This window comes from Streptomyces sp. NPDC046303, assembly GCF_055588085.1.
Genome location: NZ_JBVJFA010000006.1, coordinates 268,699 through 284,917 on the forward strand (window position 1 = coordinate 268,699; position 16,219 = coordinate 284,917).

At 69.0% G+C, this 16,219-nt stretch carries 15 protein-coding genes; 10 read left to right on the forward strand and 5 right to left on the reverse strand.

Annotated elements, in window-relative coordinates; genetic code table 11:
* The first annotated feature begins 93 nt into the window (after nt 1-93).
* From ACZ6I1_RS09410 to ACZ6I1_RS09420, 3 genes are all read left to right on the forward strand, one after another.
* Nucleotides 94-294 carry a hypothetical protein gene (locus ACZ6I1_RS09410; protein WP_469284925.1) on the forward strand — a complete coding sequence of 67 codons (201 nt, stop codon included), beginning with the start codon at nt 94-96 and terminating at the stop codon, nt 292-294.
* A gap of 568 nt (nt 295-862) precedes the next feature.
* Nucleotides 863-2,329, forward strand: coding sequence for a group II intron reverse transcriptase/maturase (gene ltrA / locus ACZ6I1_RS09415; RefSeq protein WP_469284927.1), 1,467 nt, complete (start codon nt 863-865; stop codon nt 2,327-2,329).
* Between the two features lie 172 nt (nt 2,330-2,501).
* Complete coding sequence (locus tag ACZ6I1_RS09420; RefSeq protein ID WP_469284929.1) at nt 2,502-2,906, forward strand: HNH endonuclease family protein; 405 nt, start codon at nt 2,502-2,504, stop codon at nt 2,904-2,906.
* Between the two features lie 283 nt (nt 2,907-3,189).
* On the opposite strand, the gene ACZ6I1_RS09425 is transcribed toward ACZ6I1_RS09420, so the two are convergent.
* Nucleotides 3,190-3,360, reverse strand: a complete 171-nt coding sequence (locus ACZ6I1_RS09425) for a DUF6207 family protein (RefSeq protein ID WP_469284931.1) — start codon at nt 3,358-3,360, stop codon at nt 3,190-3,192.
* Nucleotides 3,361-3,568: 208 nt separating this feature from the next.
* Complete coding sequence (locus ACZ6I1_RS09430; protein ID WP_469284933.1) at nt 3,569-3,805, reverse strand: hypothetical protein; 237 nt, start codon at nt 3,803-3,805, stop codon at nt 3,569-3,571.
* 369 nt (nt 3,806-4,174) lie between these two features.
* On the opposite strand from ACZ6I1_RS09430, the gene ACZ6I1_RS09435 reads away from it, so the two are divergent.
* Nucleotides 4,175-5,119, forward strand: a complete 945-nt coding sequence (locus ACZ6I1_RS09435; protein ID WP_469284935.1) for a hypothetical protein — start codon at nt 4,175-4,177, stop codon at nt 5,117-5,119.
* Between the two features lie 35 nt (nt 5,120-5,154).
* Here ACZ6I1_RS09435 and ACZ6I1_RS09440 read toward each other — a convergent pair whose 3' ends face one another.
* Complete coding sequence (locus ACZ6I1_RS09440; RefSeq protein WP_469284938.1) at nt 5,155-5,988, reverse strand: HNH endonuclease; 834 nt, start codon at nt 5,986-5,988, stop codon at nt 5,155-5,157.
* Nucleotides 5,988-7,559, reverse strand: a complete 1,572-nt coding sequence (locus tag ACZ6I1_RS09445) for an AAA family ATPase (RefSeq protein ID WP_469284941.1) — start codon at nt 7,557-7,559, stop codon at nt 5,988-5,990. The genes ACZ6I1_RS09440 and ACZ6I1_RS09445 overlap by 1 nt, the downstream gene beginning before the upstream one ends.
* Nucleotides 7,560-8,586: 1,027 nt before the next feature.
* Between ACZ6I1_RS09445 and ACZ6I1_RS09450 the strand changes: the two genes are divergently transcribed.
* From ACZ6I1_RS09450 to ACZ6I1_RS09465, 4 genes are all read left to right on the forward strand, one after another.
* A complete protein-coding gene (locus ACZ6I1_RS09450; RefSeq protein ID WP_469284943.1) occupies nt 8,587-10,023 on the forward strand; it encodes a mobilization protein in 1,437 nt (478 codons plus the stop codon).
* Between the two features lie 11 nt (nt 10,024-10,034).
* On the forward strand, nt 10,035-10,580 hold the full coding sequence (locus tag ACZ6I1_RS09455; protein WP_469284945.1) for a hypothetical protein: 546 nt from the start codon (nt 10,035-10,037) through the stop codon (nt 10,578-10,580).
* Between the two features lie 261 nt (nt 10,581-10,841).
* On the forward strand, nt 10,842-11,369 hold the full coding sequence (locus ACZ6I1_RS09460) for a hypothetical protein (protein WP_469284947.1): 528 nt from the start codon (nt 10,842-10,844) through the stop codon (nt 11,367-11,369).
* 50 nt (nt 11,370-11,419) lie between these two features.
* Nucleotides 11,420-11,728, forward strand: coding sequence for a hypothetical protein (locus ACZ6I1_RS09465; protein ID WP_469284949.1), 309 nt, complete (start codon nt 11,420-11,422; stop codon nt 11,726-11,728).
* 137 nt (nt 11,729-11,865) lie between these two features.
* On the opposite strand, the gene ACZ6I1_RS09470 is transcribed toward ACZ6I1_RS09465, so the two are convergent.
* Nucleotides 11,866-13,299, reverse strand: coding sequence for a helicase associated domain-containing protein (locus ACZ6I1_RS09470; protein ID WP_469284951.1), 1,434 nt, complete (start codon nt 13,297-13,299; stop codon nt 11,866-11,868).
* 369 nt (nt 13,300-13,668) lie between these two features.
* Here ACZ6I1_RS09470 and ACZ6I1_RS09475 point away from each other — a divergent pair, with 369 nt between their 5' ends.
* Both ACZ6I1_RS09475 and ACZ6I1_RS09480 read left to right on the forward strand, forming a co-directional pair.
* Complete coding sequence (locus ACZ6I1_RS09475) at nt 13,669-14,271, forward strand: barstar family protein (protein ID WP_469284953.1); 603 nt, start codon at nt 13,669-13,671, stop codon at nt 14,269-14,271.
* A gap of 1,181 nt (nt 14,272-15,452) precedes the next feature.
* Nucleotides 15,453-15,875: a hypothetical protein gene (locus tag ACZ6I1_RS09480; protein WP_469284955.1), complete on the forward strand. Its 423-nt coding sequence runs from the start codon at nt 15,453-15,455 to the stop codon at nt 15,873-15,875.
* Nucleotides 15,876-16,219: the final 344 nt, after the last annotated feature.

Genomic DNA, 16,219 nt, shown 5'->3' on the forward strand with positions numbered 1-16,219 from the left:
TGATCGGTTTTGCGGTGAATCCGCTCGCCCAGCGGAGTGAGGCATCGTGCGACAGGGGCGAGAGGGCGTGGCCGGGCGCGCTATCACCAGGTGGTGATCAAGAATCTTGCCCGCGGCCTCGCCGCGGCCGCCCTGGCCTTCGCCGTCCTCGCCCCGACGACGGCTCACGCAGACGAGTACACACTCACGGAGGCGATCACCTCTCTGCCGATCGCGGAGGAGATCCGCGACGGGTACAAGCGGGAGTTGTACCCGCACTGGAAGGACGACGACTTGCGCCGTGAGGCGCTGTGATTCGAGCGAGGGTGAGAGACCTTCGCCACCGATCCTGTCGCAGCAGGACGGTGAAGCTGAGGGCAGTCTGATCCGGGTGATGCCGGGGAGGACGGGAGCAGCCCTGACAAAGACGGGACGCGTCAGCACTGCCAGATGACGTGGGTCCGACGAGCGTGATGGAGAGGAGTACGCGAGGAACCGGCGTCGTTACGTCCTTCACTCTTCCACCGGCTCCAACCTGGCGGATATGGGCCGGATGCGGTGCGCACGATCACCTACAAGGGTGGTCGGAACTCCTGGGGAGGTCTGTTGTCGCTGACCCGGAGGCCATGAGGAATGTCTGCGGCGTACTCATGGCGATGCCGCGGGGACATAGCCGGGCTCCTACTCCATCGAGCGAATCACAGTGAACACGGGAACCACCAGGTGCGGTTCCCTGACCTGCGGCTGCCAGCCGTGCTGGAGGGGATAGGCGCATCGACCGCCGAATGGCCTGGTGGGGCGGAGCCGCCGTAGTACTCCGAGCCGGGGAGAGCCCGGCACATGGGGAAGGGCGGCAGCGATATCGAGAGGGGAGGAGGCTGCAATGCCGAAAGACGCACCGTCGAATGACGGTGCACTGCCAGACGAGGCTCCGTTGGGGCCCCGGCAGCGGGTATCGGAGATGCAGGCCAAACTTCACCGTTGGGCGGCGGCCGATCCTGGCCGCCGGTTCGACGACCTGTTCAACCTCGTGCACGACCCGGCGACGCTGACGAAAGCGTTCGACCGGGTCGCGGGGAACCAGGGGGCTCGTACTGCCGGCATCGACGATCTGACGGTCGCCGACGTGGAAGAGCAGATCGGGGTTCTTCGGTTTCTGGACGACCTTCGCGCCCGGCTCAAGTCGGGGGCGTTCAGAGCCCTTCCGGTGCGGGAGAAGCAAATTCCCAAGCCGGGCGGGTCAGGCAAGGTGCGGCGGCTGGGGATTCCGACCGTAGCGGACCGGGTTGTCCAAGCTGCGCTGAAGCTGGTGCTGGAGCCCGTCTTCGAGGCCGGCTTCAAGCCGGTCTCGTACGGGTTCCGGCCGATGCGGCGGGCGCAGGACGCGATTGCCGAGATCCACTCCTTTGGCACCAAGGGCTACCGCTGGGTGCTGGACGCGGACATCGAGGCGTGCTTCGACGAGATCGACCACGCCGCACTGATGGATCGGGTCAGGAGAAGGATCAAGGACAAGAAGGTCCTGGGCTTGGTGAAGGCGTTCCTGAAAGCCGGGATCCTGACGGAACTCGGCGAGCAACGGGACACCCTGACCGGGACACCGCAAGCGGGCATCCTGTCCCCTCTGCTGGCCAACATCGCTCTGTCAGTGCTAGACGAGCACCTGCACGGGGCATGGGAAGACGGCGGGGTGTTGTCCACCGACCGGCTGAGGCGCAACCGGCGCCGCGATGGACTGCCGAGATGGCGAATCGTCCGCTACGCGGACGATTTCGCGGTCATGGTCCATGGGACCGAGCAGGACACCACGGCGTTGCGCGACGAGATCGCACAGGTTCTGGCGCGGATCGGGTTGCGGCTGTCACCAGCCAAGACCCGGATCGTCCACTTGAGCGAGGGGTTCGACTTCTTGGGGTTCCGCATCCAGTGGCGCCGCAAGCGAGGGACGAACAAGTGGCACGTCTACACCGACATCTCCCGGCGCGCCGTGCGCTCGGTCAAGATGAAGGTTCGTACCCTGACCCACAGGCTGTCGCAGCACGACATGGAGCACGTGCTGACCAGGCTCAACCTGATCAGACACGGATGGGCTCAGTACTTCAAGTACGCGATCGCGAAACGGGTCTTCGCCATGGTGGATGCGTTCACCTGGTGGAGAGTCGTACGGATGCTGCGATCACGGCACGACTGGAGTTTCGGAGACGTCCGACGGCGGCTGATCACGCCCTCCGGGGAGTGGCAGCCGATCACGGCGGGCGAGGTCAAGCTGCGAAGGATCGCGGATATCCCGATCGTGCGGTACCGCCATCGCGGCAGCAAGGTCCCCAACCCATGGACGCAACCCGCCTGATGGCAGGTGTCGTGGAGAGCCCGTTGCGCCGAGAGGCGCACGGCGGGTTCGGCGAGAAGCCCGGGGAGACGGAGCAGGGGCAACCCTGCCACCGCGTCCCGGGCTTACTCTGCAAGAACGGCTGCTCGGCGAGGGCCGACGTGCTGCTCGCGAGGCGATCGACGCCCCGACCGTGGGAGCGAGCTGCACCCTGTCGGGGGGCCGCTGGTACTCCTACTACGACGACACGTTCGTCAGCGGCCCGGCGGGACTTGATGTTGATCATCTTGTCCCACTAGCCGAGGTACACGACAGTGGCGGCTACGGATGGACGACCGAGCGGCGCCGCCGGTACGCCAACGACATCGACACAGACATCACCCTCGTCGCTGTCTCCGCCCGCTCCAACAGGCAGAAAGCCGACAAGGACCCGGCCGAGTGGATGCCGATCGAGGCCGTGCACTGCCGGTACATCGGCGAATGGGTGGCTACGAAGAAGCGGTGGGGGCTATCTGTCGACCCCGCCGAGCGGGAAGCCCTGCTGCGCATCGCGTCGGGCTGCCCGAACACCACCCTGGCCTACGTGCCTGCCGGCTGATAGCGGCTGACGGCATCCCGGGGCCGCCCCGCCCGTGAGCGGTAGGCGGCCCTCCCCGTCCCTGCGGCGCATCGGGCCGGGACCTGGCCATCCGGCTATCGTCGTCCGAAGGGTTTCTGCCAGGTGGTGCGCCGGTCGGCGGGGTGTTGGAGGGCGGGGCCCACGAGTTAGACGCTGATTAACAGCATCTTTACAGCTCCGGCCCACTGTGCCGGGGTCGGACGGCCTGGGCGGGGTTGTGGCGGCACCGGTGGCTCAGTGCAGCGCGCCCGCGTCCCGCGAGTCAGGGGCGATCAGAGCTCCTGCTGACGTCCACGTACACCGACACCCGCACCTCGTCCTCACCGGGCGTACGCTGCAGCCGGCACGGACCGCTGGACAGGAACAAGTCTGAGACCTGTTGCGCGGCTTGAACAGCGGCCTTCTCGTGGCCGCGGATCTCGATCGTGATCACGCTCTCCTCACTCATGACCGGGGAACTCGTGCGGCGGCCGACCGGTTTCGCATACCTGGCAGGTCCACCCCATTGAGTGCCGCAACCACGGGCGCGCCCGCGGCTCGGTTCAGCGGTACCCGTCGAGAGGTTCCGCGGCGTATGTGCCGTCGGAAAGGACCGCGTGGGTCAGCTCGAACCGCTTTCGGCGGCCACTGGGCAGCTCCTGCTAGGTGATGACGGTTCCACCAGGGCGGCTGCTGGCGATCTGGACTGCGTGGCCGTCCGGGGCCCGCGTACCGATCAAGGTGTACGTACGGGCGGGTCTCGTTGCTGCCCCGTCCTCGCCCCGAGCGGTCGTGTGCCGGGTGCTACGACGGGCCCGTGTGGCGAGGCAGAGGGCCAGGACCACGGCGAGGCCCCCCAGGAGCTCCGCGATCGAGCCGGTGATCACATCGTTCAGCATGTCGGTGAGTTCTCTTCCCTTTCTGCCGACTGCCCGGGGCAGCCGAGCACCGCAGCCCGATCGGCGGGACGTCGTGTACACATGACCAGAAGACGCCCATGACGTCGGGCCCTTCCAACTGCCGCCCCCATTGAGTCAGACTTCGAATTCACCGCTCCATGGCACTTCGCGGGGTTCTAAAGTGCGGACGTGACACGCACTGGCCCATCCCCAGCGGATCGAGAGCTGCTTGGGCTCCTCCATGACCGCGGCCTGGCGGTATCACTGGCGCAGCTGGAACGCTGGCGGGGAGCCTCCCTGCTGCCGCGGCACGCTCGCAGCGCACTTGGTCGAGGGCGGGGCTCGACATCCGTCCTGGACCCACGCACCGTGGAGATCGCCGATGTCCTGTCACGCAGCAGCGGGCAGGGCAAGGACCTACGGGCCACAGTCCTCGCCTGGTACATGCGAGCCGGCGTGCCAACAGTGCACTCTCGTCAGCCGGTCCCGGAACCGCCCTTCGAGGCTGTGCGTGACGCACTCGTCTGGGCATTGCGTGGGAGCCCCGTCCAACGCCTGATCGCGCAGGCCCGACGAGCGCGTGACGACATCGACACGGACGACCTTTACGCAGATGCCGACAAGTTCCTGGCGCGCTCGCCCGGCATGTTCGGTCATCCGGGCAGGATGCGTGAAGCGCTCCTCGAGAGCGGTCAGGACATTCAGCCACCACCACGCGGTGGCCAGCGCAGCATGGTCAACCTCATCGCCCTGGTCGGGCTGCCACCGGGAGAGGTAAGCGGGGAGAGCTTCGCGGAGGCGATGACCAGCTCCGGCCTGTTCCCGTGGCTCGACTCCGAGACCCTGGTTGCTGCCTTTGAGCATGCTGAGCGCGACGGAACACTGGACCATCTCCTGCGAGAGGCACGACTGCGTGACGCGGTGGCCGAGGCCGAAGCCGTCAGCCCCGAGAGACTGGCTCGCGCACGCGAAGTCGCCCGCATCCTGTGCTTCTGCGGCAGCGTGTACCTGATGCACGGCCTGCTGCTCCCGGACACCCCTGGCCAGCAAGCCATCCATGCCAAAATCGACGAGCTGGGCCTGGGCGAAATTGTGATCGCGGCAGTCCAGAGCTTCACCAAGGTTGAGGCGGCGAACATCCTGATCCTGTGCCTGGACCCCTACTTCGACCACCTCAGCGAGCAGCTCAACGAGGTCATGGCCGAGCACATCGAGGGCGTCTTCCGCCGTCCCGGAGAACTGGACTCGGCCGAGGACTTCATGTCCGGGTGGCTGGCAGCGATCCAGGCCGCAGCAAAGCAGGGCGGGGGCTGATCTTCAGCTCCCCGTAGTCTGCATTCTGGCCCGTTCTATGACCCGGTACGGCAGAAGACCTCATCGTCGGCCAGCGTCGCGCAGGTGACCCCTTCGACGCTGTTGGGATCCTTCCTGAACCAGCTCGTCGCGTCCTCCAGGAGGTGGTTGCGAAGCATGGATCCGCCGCGCCGGCGCAGCTCATCCCACCGAGCTTCCATGCCGTAGATCAAATTGTTGGCGACAGGGGCGTAGCGCTGGCCGAGCTGGAGCAGCCCGAAGTGGTTCTCGACTCGCCTAGTGAGGGTGGTGTCCCAGGTGTCCGGGGGACTGACGAAGAACTCCAGTCGCACGGAGTCGGGCTCGTGGACCGTGCGTGCGTCCAGCCACCGCTCATGGGATATCCGGTCGAGGTAGGGGTGCAGGAGGGTGTCCTTGGCGCTCCGCGGCTGCATGCTGCCTTTGAGCTTGTTGCAGCGCTCACATGCCGGGACCAGATTGAGCGGGTCGACGCACAGGGCGGGGTAGAGGCTCTTCGGCACGAAGTGGTCGAGCTCGTAGACGGTGCCCTGACTGCACAGCGGACACCGTTTGTTCCGCGGGGCGGCCATCAGCTCATCGCGGATACGCTTCCCCTTCTTCGCCGACATGCCGTTGTCGTACGCCCACTCGACGAAGGTGTCCCCGTCGATTCCGGGGACGGCGAAGTCCTTCTCGTCGAGGTCGTGCAGAGTGCTCTCAACGGCTGCGCGGCGGAGCTCGTGGCCGGCCTTCCGAACCGTGGGGATCGCCTCAAGCAGAAGCTTGCGGCGTTCGACGGATCGGGTGGTGGCGACGACGGCCGCGTAGCTGTGTGCCGCGCTGTGGAACGGCCTGGGCAGATGCCACATCAGCGCAGACCGTCCGTCTTTTCCGCGAGCCGGATCCGGACAATACCCCTGGCCTCGCCACCAAGCTGACCACCGAAGTGGTCCATGACCTCGGCGTAGGTGTCGAAGAAGGCTGCGGCGCGGGCGACCTCCTCGTAGAACCCGGAACGCATCACTTCGAGCCCGAAGACCTCGTGGGTGAGCACGCCTACGTTCTCGCCGTACGTCTCGATCTCGGGCCGCTCAGCACGATGCACTTCCCCTTCGCGGATCAGCTTGTAAACGCACGACCGCGGCACGCTCTGGAGGACCACCGGCGAGTGTGTGGCCAGGATGGCTACGCCGTTGAGTTCGGTCATCAGGTTGCTCAGGGCCTGCACAAACGAGGCAAGGAGCGGAGGGTGCAGATGCGTCTCGGGTTCGTCCACGAGCACCAGTGACTGCTCGACCACGCGGCCCACGAGTTCTGTCATGGCGAGAACCACGATCGCGTGCCCTGAACTCAGCTGCGCGAAGTCCTCGATCAGCTGATCCAGCACCTTCCTGCCGAGCCTGGATTCAAAGGGTGCCTCGGGCCTGCTGGCGTACACGGCGATGGCGCATTGAGCGAACTGAGGGTCGCGGCTGAGCGTTCGTATTGCGTTGACCCACCGGACCAGCCCCTCGTGACGCCTCATGCGTTCGAAGGCGTTGGTGAAGTCCTCCTGCAGCCGGTCGCGCTGGATCGCGTGGGTTGGGACTCCAGGCTGGGCCTTGTCCCCCTGCCCAGGGAGGGGAGCGTTGCGCAGTCCGACGTAGGCATATCCAACCCCTCCCGGCGCGAGATCGGCGCCGGGTCGAGCGAGGGGGGTTACGTCGGTGAATGGGTCGAACGCGCTGAAGGTCACGGACACGACGTTGACGAACTGTTCACCGACCGGTGCGGCGGAAGTGGGTTCCATCATCACCCGCCCGTGCTGCTCCGGATCAGGGCGTACGAGTGCCTGCGCCAGGCGGCGGAGCAGGTGCGTTTTACCTACCCCGTTGGGCCCGACGAGGACATGAACGTTACTTGAGGGATGGGTCTCGGGATCCACGTCGAAGCGGAGGGCGTCGGCGGGATCGTCGCCGGGGCCCAGGTAGCTGAAGCGGTACTCACTCCGCCGGACACCGCCGTACGCGATCCGTCTGAACTGCACCCGGACCGTCTGCTCCGCCACATCCCGCAGCAGCGATTTTTGCGTCACATCGAAGTCCAGAACAACTCTGAACCTGTCGTCGTCGCGCGCGATGTCTCCGAGGGTCTTGAAGATGTCCTCTCGCGTGCTGAACCCGAGCTTCCTGATGTTGTCGTAATAGACGTCGCTCTGGCCGAGAGAAAAGAGGTAGCCCGGCTCGTAGTTGTACTCACCTGGCCGGAGCGGGCTGGGGCCGCGGGCCTGGTCGCGTACCGCCACCTTCACGAAGCCCAGGTCCTGCACGGACGAGCGGCTTCGGTACCAGAGGGTGAAGCTGGTGTAGTAGCCCCAATCGTTCCAGTTGTCGGACTCCAGGACGAGGGCTTCAGGTCCTGCCTGCACGGGCTCACCGTGGGGCTGGATGATCACTTGCACGGCTCTCTCCTCACCTCGGGAGACTGAGCGCGTCAGCGTTCCCATGTCGTCCGGCAAGCGATCTTAAGCTGCTGCTGCACCTGCTGAAAGTAGTCTGCTGCGCGACCGCGAGCCTCCGCTCGGGTGCTGCCAGACCAGAGACGTGTCCCACCCGAACAGATGTGTATGTGGGCCTCATGGTCGTTCGCCGCCGCCGGGTCTGGCGTGCCGGCGTGACGCGTTTCGAGACCCCCTACAAGCCGGTTCAAGCAGGGGGTGGTCGTCGCTTCGTGTGGGGTGGGTGGTTGGTGGGGTGGGTGTGCGGGGTGGTGGTGTGTTGGGGGTGGGCGGGGTTGTGGGTGGGCTGGGCGGCGGGCTCCGCCGGGTGGCCGGGGCAGTCGGGGCGGTCGGGTGGGGGTTGGGGTGTCCGTACGGTCGTGCGGCGCGGCGGGTTGGGGGTCGCTGGTTGGGGTGGTTGTGGGCTGTCGTGGGGGTGGTTCCGCGGAGGTGTCGTGCGGCGTGCTGGGAGGATTTTTCAGGCATTAGAAATTGGCAGCCAGTTAGTGCGGAATGGAACATTACGCGCTGACTGATCTTGTTTTCGTCCGGGCCATGGGGCCCTTTTCCGGTGTGCCGGTGTGGGTTGAAAGGGGTGTTTACGGGATGCCTGGTGAGGGTGGCCGCCGGCGTGAGCGGGAGGCGGGTGTGCGGCGCTCAGAGCGGGTGGGCGTGGCCTTCACGCCGAGCGAGTTGGCGGTCGTTCGTGCTGCTGCTGACCGGGAGGGGATGTCGGCCGGGGGGTGGGCGGGCCAGGCGGTGATGGCGGTCGCGCAGCACGTCCTGGCGCCCGTCTCCGCGGACCGTGCCGACGTGCTGCGTGAGCTCGTTCAGGCGCGCGCGGGCCTGCGGGAGATTGCGGTCCGCCTCGACGCTCTCGGCGTACCGCCGGGGTGGGGCTCGAGGAGGCCCTCGGTGAGGTGCGTGCGGCGGTGGCACGGATGGACGCGGCGACGGTGGCGGTGATGAGGGAGAGGCGTACCAGGTCGTGATGCCGAAGAAGCCGGACATGGGCGACGACACGTACGACCTGTTGGAGTACTTGTTCGGTCCGGGCAAGCGCGACGAGCACACCGACCCGCACCTGGTGACCGCCTGGGATCCTCATCTGCCGTGCCCGGCGCGCCACCCGGAGCAGATGCTGCTGGGGGAGCTGGCGGACCTGTTGGACGCTCCGGTTCAGGCGCTGCGCGGCGCTCGTCCGGCCAAGCACGTGTGGCACGTCTCGGTCCGCAACGCGCCCGGCGACCGGATCCTGACGGACGCGGAATGGGCGCAGGTCGCGGCGGCGATGGTGGATGCCGCGGGCATCGCCCGGTTCGGCGATGAACAGGCCTGCCGGTGGATCGCGGTCCGCCATGCCCCGGACCACATCCATCTCGTGGCGACCCTGGCCCGGGTCGATGGCCGCCAGCCCCGGCTGCGCGGGGACATCCTCGCGATGCACGCCGTCGCGCGGCGGTTTGAGGCCCGCTGGGGGCTGACCCCGATGTCGCCGCAGGACCGCACGGCGGTGCGCCGGCCGTCGACGGGGGAGATGGCGAAGGCGGACCGGCGCGGCTTGCTGGAGACCGCTCGGCAGTCTCTTCAGCGCACCGTCCGTACCGCGGCCGCGCTCGCCGGGAACGACGCCGATTTCCTGGACCGGCTGCGCGACGCAGGCCTTCGCGTACGGGAGCGGCGCGACGACGATGGCGCCCTGGTCGGGTACGCGGTCGCGCTTCCGGGGGACCGCGCGGATGCCGGGTCGAGGCCGGTGTGGTTCTCCGGCGGCTCCCTGGCCTACGACTTGTCCCTGCCCCGCGTACGGGAGCGCTTCGAGCCGGTGGCCGGTCCGGCGGACTGGACGGTGGCGGAGCGCCTGGTGCGCGAAGCTGCCGCCGCCCTGGCCCGCTCGGGGCGGGCTGAGGGCGCGGGCGATGTGGCCGCGCTCGGCGACCTCCTGGCGGCCTGCGCCGCGCACGCCCCGGCGGTGGTGCGGACACGGCTGACGGCGGCGGCCGACGCCTTCGAGCAAGCCGGCCGGGCCCCGGGGACACGCTTCCTCACGGGCCGGGCCCGCGCGGGATGGCGGGCGTCGGCGCGCGCTCTGGAGCGGGCTCCGCGCGTGGCGAGGGGCGGCGGCGCGGCCGTGGTCCTGACCCTCCTGGTGGCGCTCGTGGAGGCGGTGGAGGCCTCCCGCCTGTGGCACGAGGCGCAGGCCCACCGCGCGCAGGCGAAAGCGGCGGCCGACGCCGGACGCCTGCTGCGCGAGGCCGCCGCCGCGGCCGGCGCACCGCCATCCCGTATGGGTCCGGCGCGCACCGCGAGGACGTCGCGGACCGTGGCGCCGTGGCCCGGCGGTGCCCGGCGCCGTTACCGGTATGCCGCCCCGTACGTCCGGCCCGTCGAAGCCGGGCACGGGCAAGTCCCGCTGACCCTCTCGTGAGGAGCCCGCCGTTGACCACTCCCGAAGCCGTCCCGCCCGCCCCTGATCCGTTCGCCGAAGCCCTGGCGGAGGCTGTCCAGACCTCTGCGGCGGCCTTCCGGCTGATGCTGACCATCTCCGACGCCGTGCGCCGCGCCGCCCAGAAACTGCGCTCGGGCAAGGAGGAGGAACTCGCCGAGGGCGAGGAGAAACTCGCGCCGGGCTGGGCCGCCGATGCGCTGCGCCCGCTGCTCGACGGCGGGGTGCTGGCCGACCTGATGTCGGGGGCGGACTGGCCTGCCATGGCCGGGCAGATGGTCCTGCTGCAGAGAGCCGGCGTCGACCTGAGCACGTTCCTGCCGCAGCTCGGCCAGGTCGCCAAGACCGTCTACCAGGCGGTGGAGGCCAACCAGAAGCGCATCAGCGCGGAGGGCACCGATCGGTGGGCGGGCCTGCTCAAGGCGACGATGCCCGAGGGCATGGTCCGCGACGCGATCCTCGCCTCCCCGGCCTGGCCGGACATGGCCGCAAGATGGCCCTCCTCGACCAGCAAGGTGTTGACGTCGCGGGGTTCCTGACCGCCGCGCACGGACAGGGCGTCGGCGTCGACCGGGCGGTGGCCGCCCTCCTGACGCAGCAGGGCGGCACGCAGGCGGCCGGGTCCGCTCCGGGCGCCGCGGCGGTTCCCGCCGCCCGCCCCGCTTCCGGCCCGGACCCCTCCGCAGCACCGCCCACACCGGCCCAGCCGGATCCTGCGCCGGAGCCCGCGCCGGATCCTGCGCCGGAGCCCGCGCCGGAGCCCGCGCCGGAGGTGGTGGGGGTGAGCGAGGACGCGCGGCGTGCGTGGGGGGCCGCTGACCGAAGGCCTTCAGGTCCCCAACGACCTGAACCTGTCCGACCGGGCGACGGCCCTGGCACAGCTCGGTGTGAGCGAGGCGGCGAACAGCCGGCTGGTGTCGATCGTGAAGGACTGCGTCGGTTCGGAGCGGGAGTCGGGGCTGCTGGTCAACGCACAGCAGTGGCCCCTCCTCGCGGCGCGCATGGCGAACATCGCGCGCGGCCCGGAGGGCGAGCAGGGCCTGCGTAGCCGGATGTGGGCGGGGCTGACGGAGAACACGGACTGGCATCTGGGCCCTCCCGGCGAGCTCGCCGGGCGCCTGGTCGGCTCCACCCTGCGTGCCCTGACCACCCCGCCCGGTACGCCCGTCGGGGACGGCCCGCGGGTGTCGGCGACGGCAGCCCGGTCCCGCTCCACTACCACGTCGGGGCCCGCGCCCGGACAGGCCGCGCCCTCGGAGCCGGCCGTGCCCGTACACCGGCAACAGGCCTCCCAGACCAGGACCTCGGCGCGGGGGCGGGGCCGGTGACGGCGGGCACCCCCGCGCCCGGCGGCGGAAGCGGGCGCCGGTGGCGGGGTATGCGGGCGTGGGCGGACCGGGCGAAGGGGCTCTGGTGGGCGCTGTCCGGCAGGGACCGGATCGCCGTGCAGGGCCTCCTGCTCGCCGCCGCTCTGCTGTCGGCCGCCTGGCGGGCCGGGAGCCTGGGCATGGTGCAGGCGGACTTCGTCCTGACGATTCTGGGCGGACTGGCCGCCGTGGCCACCTTGTTCCGGGGAGCGGTGTACCGGCCGCAGCCCGCACCGCCTCCGGCCGGGCCGCTGGTGGCGCCCTCGGAGGAAGTGCGGCGCCATGCCGCCCGCGAGGCGGGCGCCGGGCCCGGCGCCTGACCGCAGCTCCCGTCAGCCCCGCCGACGGCGCCCCTGTTCCAGTCTTCTGGAACAGGCGAGAGCGCCCGCATCCGGGACCGTACACAGCATCCGAACCCACGCCCCCGCTCCCGGCCGCCGACGGCGACCGGGCCGAATCACGAGGCGGCCCAGTCCACCGCGAGCCCGGCGAGGGCTTCGAGCTGCGCGGCGTCGAGCCGGGCACGCCGCTGGCGCTGGTTGGCCAGCCACACCCCGGTCCGGTGCTCGCTCCCGTCCGGGAGCCGCTCGACATGGGCCCGCCCCGGAGCGCCGCCGCCCTCCCGCTCGATGTACTGCTGAAGGGCCTGGACGCCCTTGTGGAAGGCTTCCGCGCCCCGCCCGGACGTGGTGGTCGCGCTGGTCTTCACAGGCGTTTTGCGGGCCCGTACGGGCGCCGGGGTGACGCCGAGCTTGCCGAGCCGGGCCTGCTGCTCGGCGTTCAGCTGTGCCCAGTCGCGGCGTTGGGTGGCGAGCCATCGGCCGATGTCCTCGCCGTGCCGGGTTACCCCGGGGGAGATGGCCCGCAGGCTGGCTCCTTCGCCCAGGAGCTGGGTGAGGTAGGCGTAGTGTCGCTGCCAGTCCACCGTCCATCCCAGCGTCGCGGGGTTCCAGTCCTCGTCGATCGCGGCCAGGGCCTCCGCCCGCCGTGCGGCGCGCACTGGGTCCTTCCCGAGTCCGCCCGGCCGGCGGATGTTGGTGAGCCACTGCCCGATCTGGATGTCGAGGATGGCAGCGCCCCGTGGGGCGGCGAGGGTGCCGTGCAGCGTGAAGTAGGCCCGCGCGGCGGCGAGGTTGGTCTCGAAGGCGGCGTCGGCGGTGTCCCACACGATCCCGAGTTCCTCGAGCTCGTCCGCCCGCTCCCCGGTCATGGCCCCGGCGCGGAACGTCCTGCGCTGGTCGGAGAGCCACCGCCCGAGCGGGTACAGGCCTTCGGTGTGGTCGTAGGGGACCTGGAGGTGGCCCTCGCGCTCGGGGTACCGGAACGCGGCCTCGACGCCTCGGCGCCAGTCCTGGCGTTCGGCGTTGAAGACCTGGTAGCTGATCCACTTCGCGATCGGCGCGGGGTCCCGGGGGGCCGCGAACCGGAGCAGCAGCCGGTCCTCCTCCTCGCCCTCGGCGGGCGGCTTACCGACCAGAGGCGACGGCTGCACGATGCGTTTCTGGTTTTCCTGGGGAATTGCAAGTATTTCCACGGCACGCTCATCGTGTGCCCTGAGCCCATTCAGTACCCGAATAAGGGGGCCATATGATTTCGAGGTGAGAATGTCCTCGGGTTTCTCGTCCTCCCGCAGGAATACGGGAACGATCAGGGTGGTCATTTTCCCTTCTCCCGGCTTTTGGCGAAGGGCCCGGCCGATGGCCTGGACGATGTCGACGGCGGATCCCTTGGGGTCGATCAGGGCCACGGAGTCGACGGCCCGGATGTCGACGCCTTCGCCCAGGACCCGGCAGTTGGCGAGCACGGCGCGTCCGGCGCGGCGGCCGAAGTCGGCGAGGACGGCGGCCCGGTGCTCGGCCTCGTGCTCCCCGCGCAGCCACCCCGACCACACCCTGGCGGGGTGCCGGATGGGGTCGACGGCGTGCAGCCGGCTGGCGACGCGGTCGAGGCCTTCGGCGAAGGCCTGTGCCTCGATTGCGACACCGCGGGTGATTGTCGCTGAGTCGCAGCGGTAGTTGTCATTTCGGGTTGTCGTTGTTTTCGCTGCTCAGGGGTGGGTTTTCTCTTGGTGGTGACATTTTGATGCGTGGTGTTCGGTGTCATCGGCGTGTGTGTTGCTGGTCAGCCGGTTGCGGTGGCTATGGGGTTTGGCGGGCGTCCGGGCCCGGGTCAGTGGTGGCTTCCCGACTTCGCTGTAACCGCGCAGGTCGCGCGTGTTATCCGGGATGCGTCCCGGACGGGCGGGGTGCGAGCATGGCGCATGAGCAGCTTCCTTCCTACCCTCACCGAACGCCGATCGCCGTGGGTCACCTTTACCTCCTCCGCCGACCCTTGGGTGTCCGGGGCCGAGGCCGAGTTGCGGGCCCAGGGTGGGATCGTTCTGCGCCTGGACGGCGAGGAGTTGCACGAGGAGGGCTGTCTGTACCGGGCGTTCGCCCGTGAACTGGGGTTCCCCGGCTACTTCGGACACAACTGGGACGCCATGGTGGACTGCCTCGGCGACTGGCACGGGCCTGGGCACGGTAAGCAAGACGTTGCAGTGCTGATCGACGGCGCGGACCCACTGATGGGCGCGGAGTTCCTCGGTGATCTCGTGTGGACCCTGTGCGCGGGCGCCTGGCGGGCCAACTTCATGGTCGACGCCGACGGTGAGCCCCACTCGTACGGCTCGCCCTTCGCCCTCCACTTCGTCTTCCTGCTCGACCGCGTCGCACCCGCTGATTTCGCCGAGGCCGCCGTCGACGATGAGGACGTGGCCGCAGCCGTGGTGGACGGGCGGCTGGTCCTCACGCTGACCGCTGAGGACACGTGGGGCGGCGACCCCGTCTGGCCGCCAGCTGGATACGGCTCCAGGACGCCCTAAGCGGATGCGGCGGAGTGCGCTGCTGCTCCCGCGCCGTTATGACGTGTACGGCAAGCGCCCGCGGACGCAGCGGAATGCGTGTTGGGAGGGGGACCACAAGCGGGTCCCGGTACCTGTGCGCGGGCGCCTGGCGGGCCAACGAGCCGTACGAGTGGGGCTCACCGTCGGCGTCGACCAAGACGGTATACCGCAGGCCACCGGCTGTTGTCTTGCGTTCGCGGCTTTTAGGTCTGTAGCCCGTTTTCTGGCGGTGTCATTGGGATGAGCCGTTTTGTTGGCCGGGGTCGGGCCGGGGTGGTGGTGTGCGGTGGCTGTGCTGCCGGAGGACGACGCGGGGGTCGGTGGGGTTCTGCCGTCTGGGGTGGGTCGTGAGGGCGCGGTTGTCCGTTTGATGGCGTTGGATGCCCGGGGTGGGTTGACGTCGGCGCATGTGCGTTTGGTGGCGTCGGCGCTCGGGGTTTCGGTCCGTACGGTGCGCCGTTGGGTGGCGGCGGCTCGTTTCGAGGGCCGTACAAGTCCTTTGCCGCGTCCGCGTTTCGTGGTGACTCCTCATGTGCGGGGGCGAGGGACTACCGTCCCTGACCGCCTTCGCCGAGAGCTGTAAGCTCCGCCCGCCCCAGCCGCCGCACCCCAAGCCACGTCGGGGCCGGCGTGGGAAGATGCCGAGAGCGAAGGAGCCAGAGAAGACCATCTGGCCCGTGTACACCGCTCACTACCGGCTCTCGTTGGCCGGAGCTGAACCCGATTTGATGCAGGGCTGCCCCTACCCGCCTCCTCATACCCGGAAGACCATCGAGAGGCGGAAGAAGGGATGGCTGCCGCCGGACTATGGACTGCGCGAGCTTCGCCACCTGCGCTCATAGTCAGCGGATGCGGTCTGCTGTCACTGTCCTGGAGCGCCTTTCGCCCTGGTGACGTGGCCGACGTGTGGCCGTGATGGTGACAGGTCGTTGCGGCTTTGGCGGTGACAAGCGATGACGTTCTTGTCGGACGGGGGGCTGCGGATCTCAACAACGAGCGACTGCAGGTTGGTTGAGCGTTGCGCAGTTTCACTGATCCATCACTGATCCACGACACCACTCTGCGAGCTGAGCCTCAGCGCGGCATACCCCCTAGGCCAGTTTCAATCTGGACATCAGAATGAATCACCCCTGCGGAGTGGGGGCTGGCATGATCGGGTCATGCCTATCACTGTCGAGTTCTTCGTGGCACCGGATGATGAGGTGGCTGCTCAGGTCGGGCCGCGGCAGCGCCGTCATGGATTTCCCTCGTTCGCGTGCTCGGATTTCTTTCCCGATGATGCGGTGGCGGACTGGGAGGTCCTGCTGGCAGGGGGCGTGGCTGCAGGCTCGCGTGATGTGGTGCCGATGAAGAATGACGGCTTCACGGTGTTCCAGCTGTCTTCCGGGCTGTGCTCCGCTCTGGTGCGGGCGAGCAGCGGCCGCCTCGTTGAGGTTGCGGGTGCATGGGCTGAGCTTGCCGCGGTCAAGGACGAGGGTGTGTCAGCCGAGACAGCGGTCGAGATCCTGACAGAGTTGGCAGGTCTGGCCCGCGGGGCAGAGGGCCTTCGTCAGCCTCTGTACTGCTGGTACTTCGCACCCTGACAGGGCGCTGCTGGCCGCGCACATCAGCCCCGTCCACCCTGCTGCCAGCCAGGCCCGCGAAGCGGGCCTTCGGTCCTGGAGGCGGGGCCGGAAGGACCAGGGCGGGGAGCGAGCGGACCCGCCCAACGGGCCGCAGGCCCGGACCTCGTGAAACGAGGTCACCTCCCGTGCTACGCACGGGAGGTCTGGGTCCGCGAAGCGGAACCCGGACCAGTCCGAAGCGAAGCGGAGGATCACGGCCCGAAGGGCCGGCCCTGGCTGGGCGAAGCCCAGCCCCGCCGAGCGTAGCGGAGGCGGTTCGTTTGCCCCATGTGAGAGCTGAAAAGGGTCATGTGTGGGAAAAA

Excerpts from the sequence above, each read along its gene's own strand:
- ACZ6I1_RS09450 (WP_469284943.1), top strand. The coding sequence starts at position 8,587 with ATGCCGAAGAAGCCGGACATGGGCGACGACACGTACGACCTGTTGGAG.
- ltrA (WP_469284927.1), top strand. The coding sequence starts at position 863 with ATGCCGAAAGACGCACCGTCGAATGACGGTGCACTGCCAGACGAGGCT.
- ACZ6I1_RS09440 (WP_469284938.1), bottom strand. The coding sequence starts at position 5,988 with ATGTGGCATCTGCCCAGGCCGTTCCACAGCGCGGCACACAGCTACGCG.
- ACZ6I1_RS09430 (WP_469284933.1), bottom strand. The coding sequence starts at position 3,805 with ATGCTGAACGATGTGATCACCGGCTCGATCGCGGAGCTCCTGGGGGGC.
- ACZ6I1_RS09475 (WP_469284953.1), top strand. The coding sequence starts at position 13,669 with ATGAGCAGCTTCCTTCCTACCCTCACCGAACGCCGATCGCCGTGGGTC.
- ACZ6I1_RS09465 (WP_469284949.1), top strand. The coding sequence starts at position 11,420 with ATGCGGGCGTGGGCGGACCGGGCGAAGGGGCTCTGGTGGGCGCTGTCC.
- ACZ6I1_RS09480 (WP_469284955.1), top strand. The coding sequence starts at position 15,453 with ATGCCTATCACTGTCGAGTTCTTCGTGGCACCGGATGATGAGGTGGCT.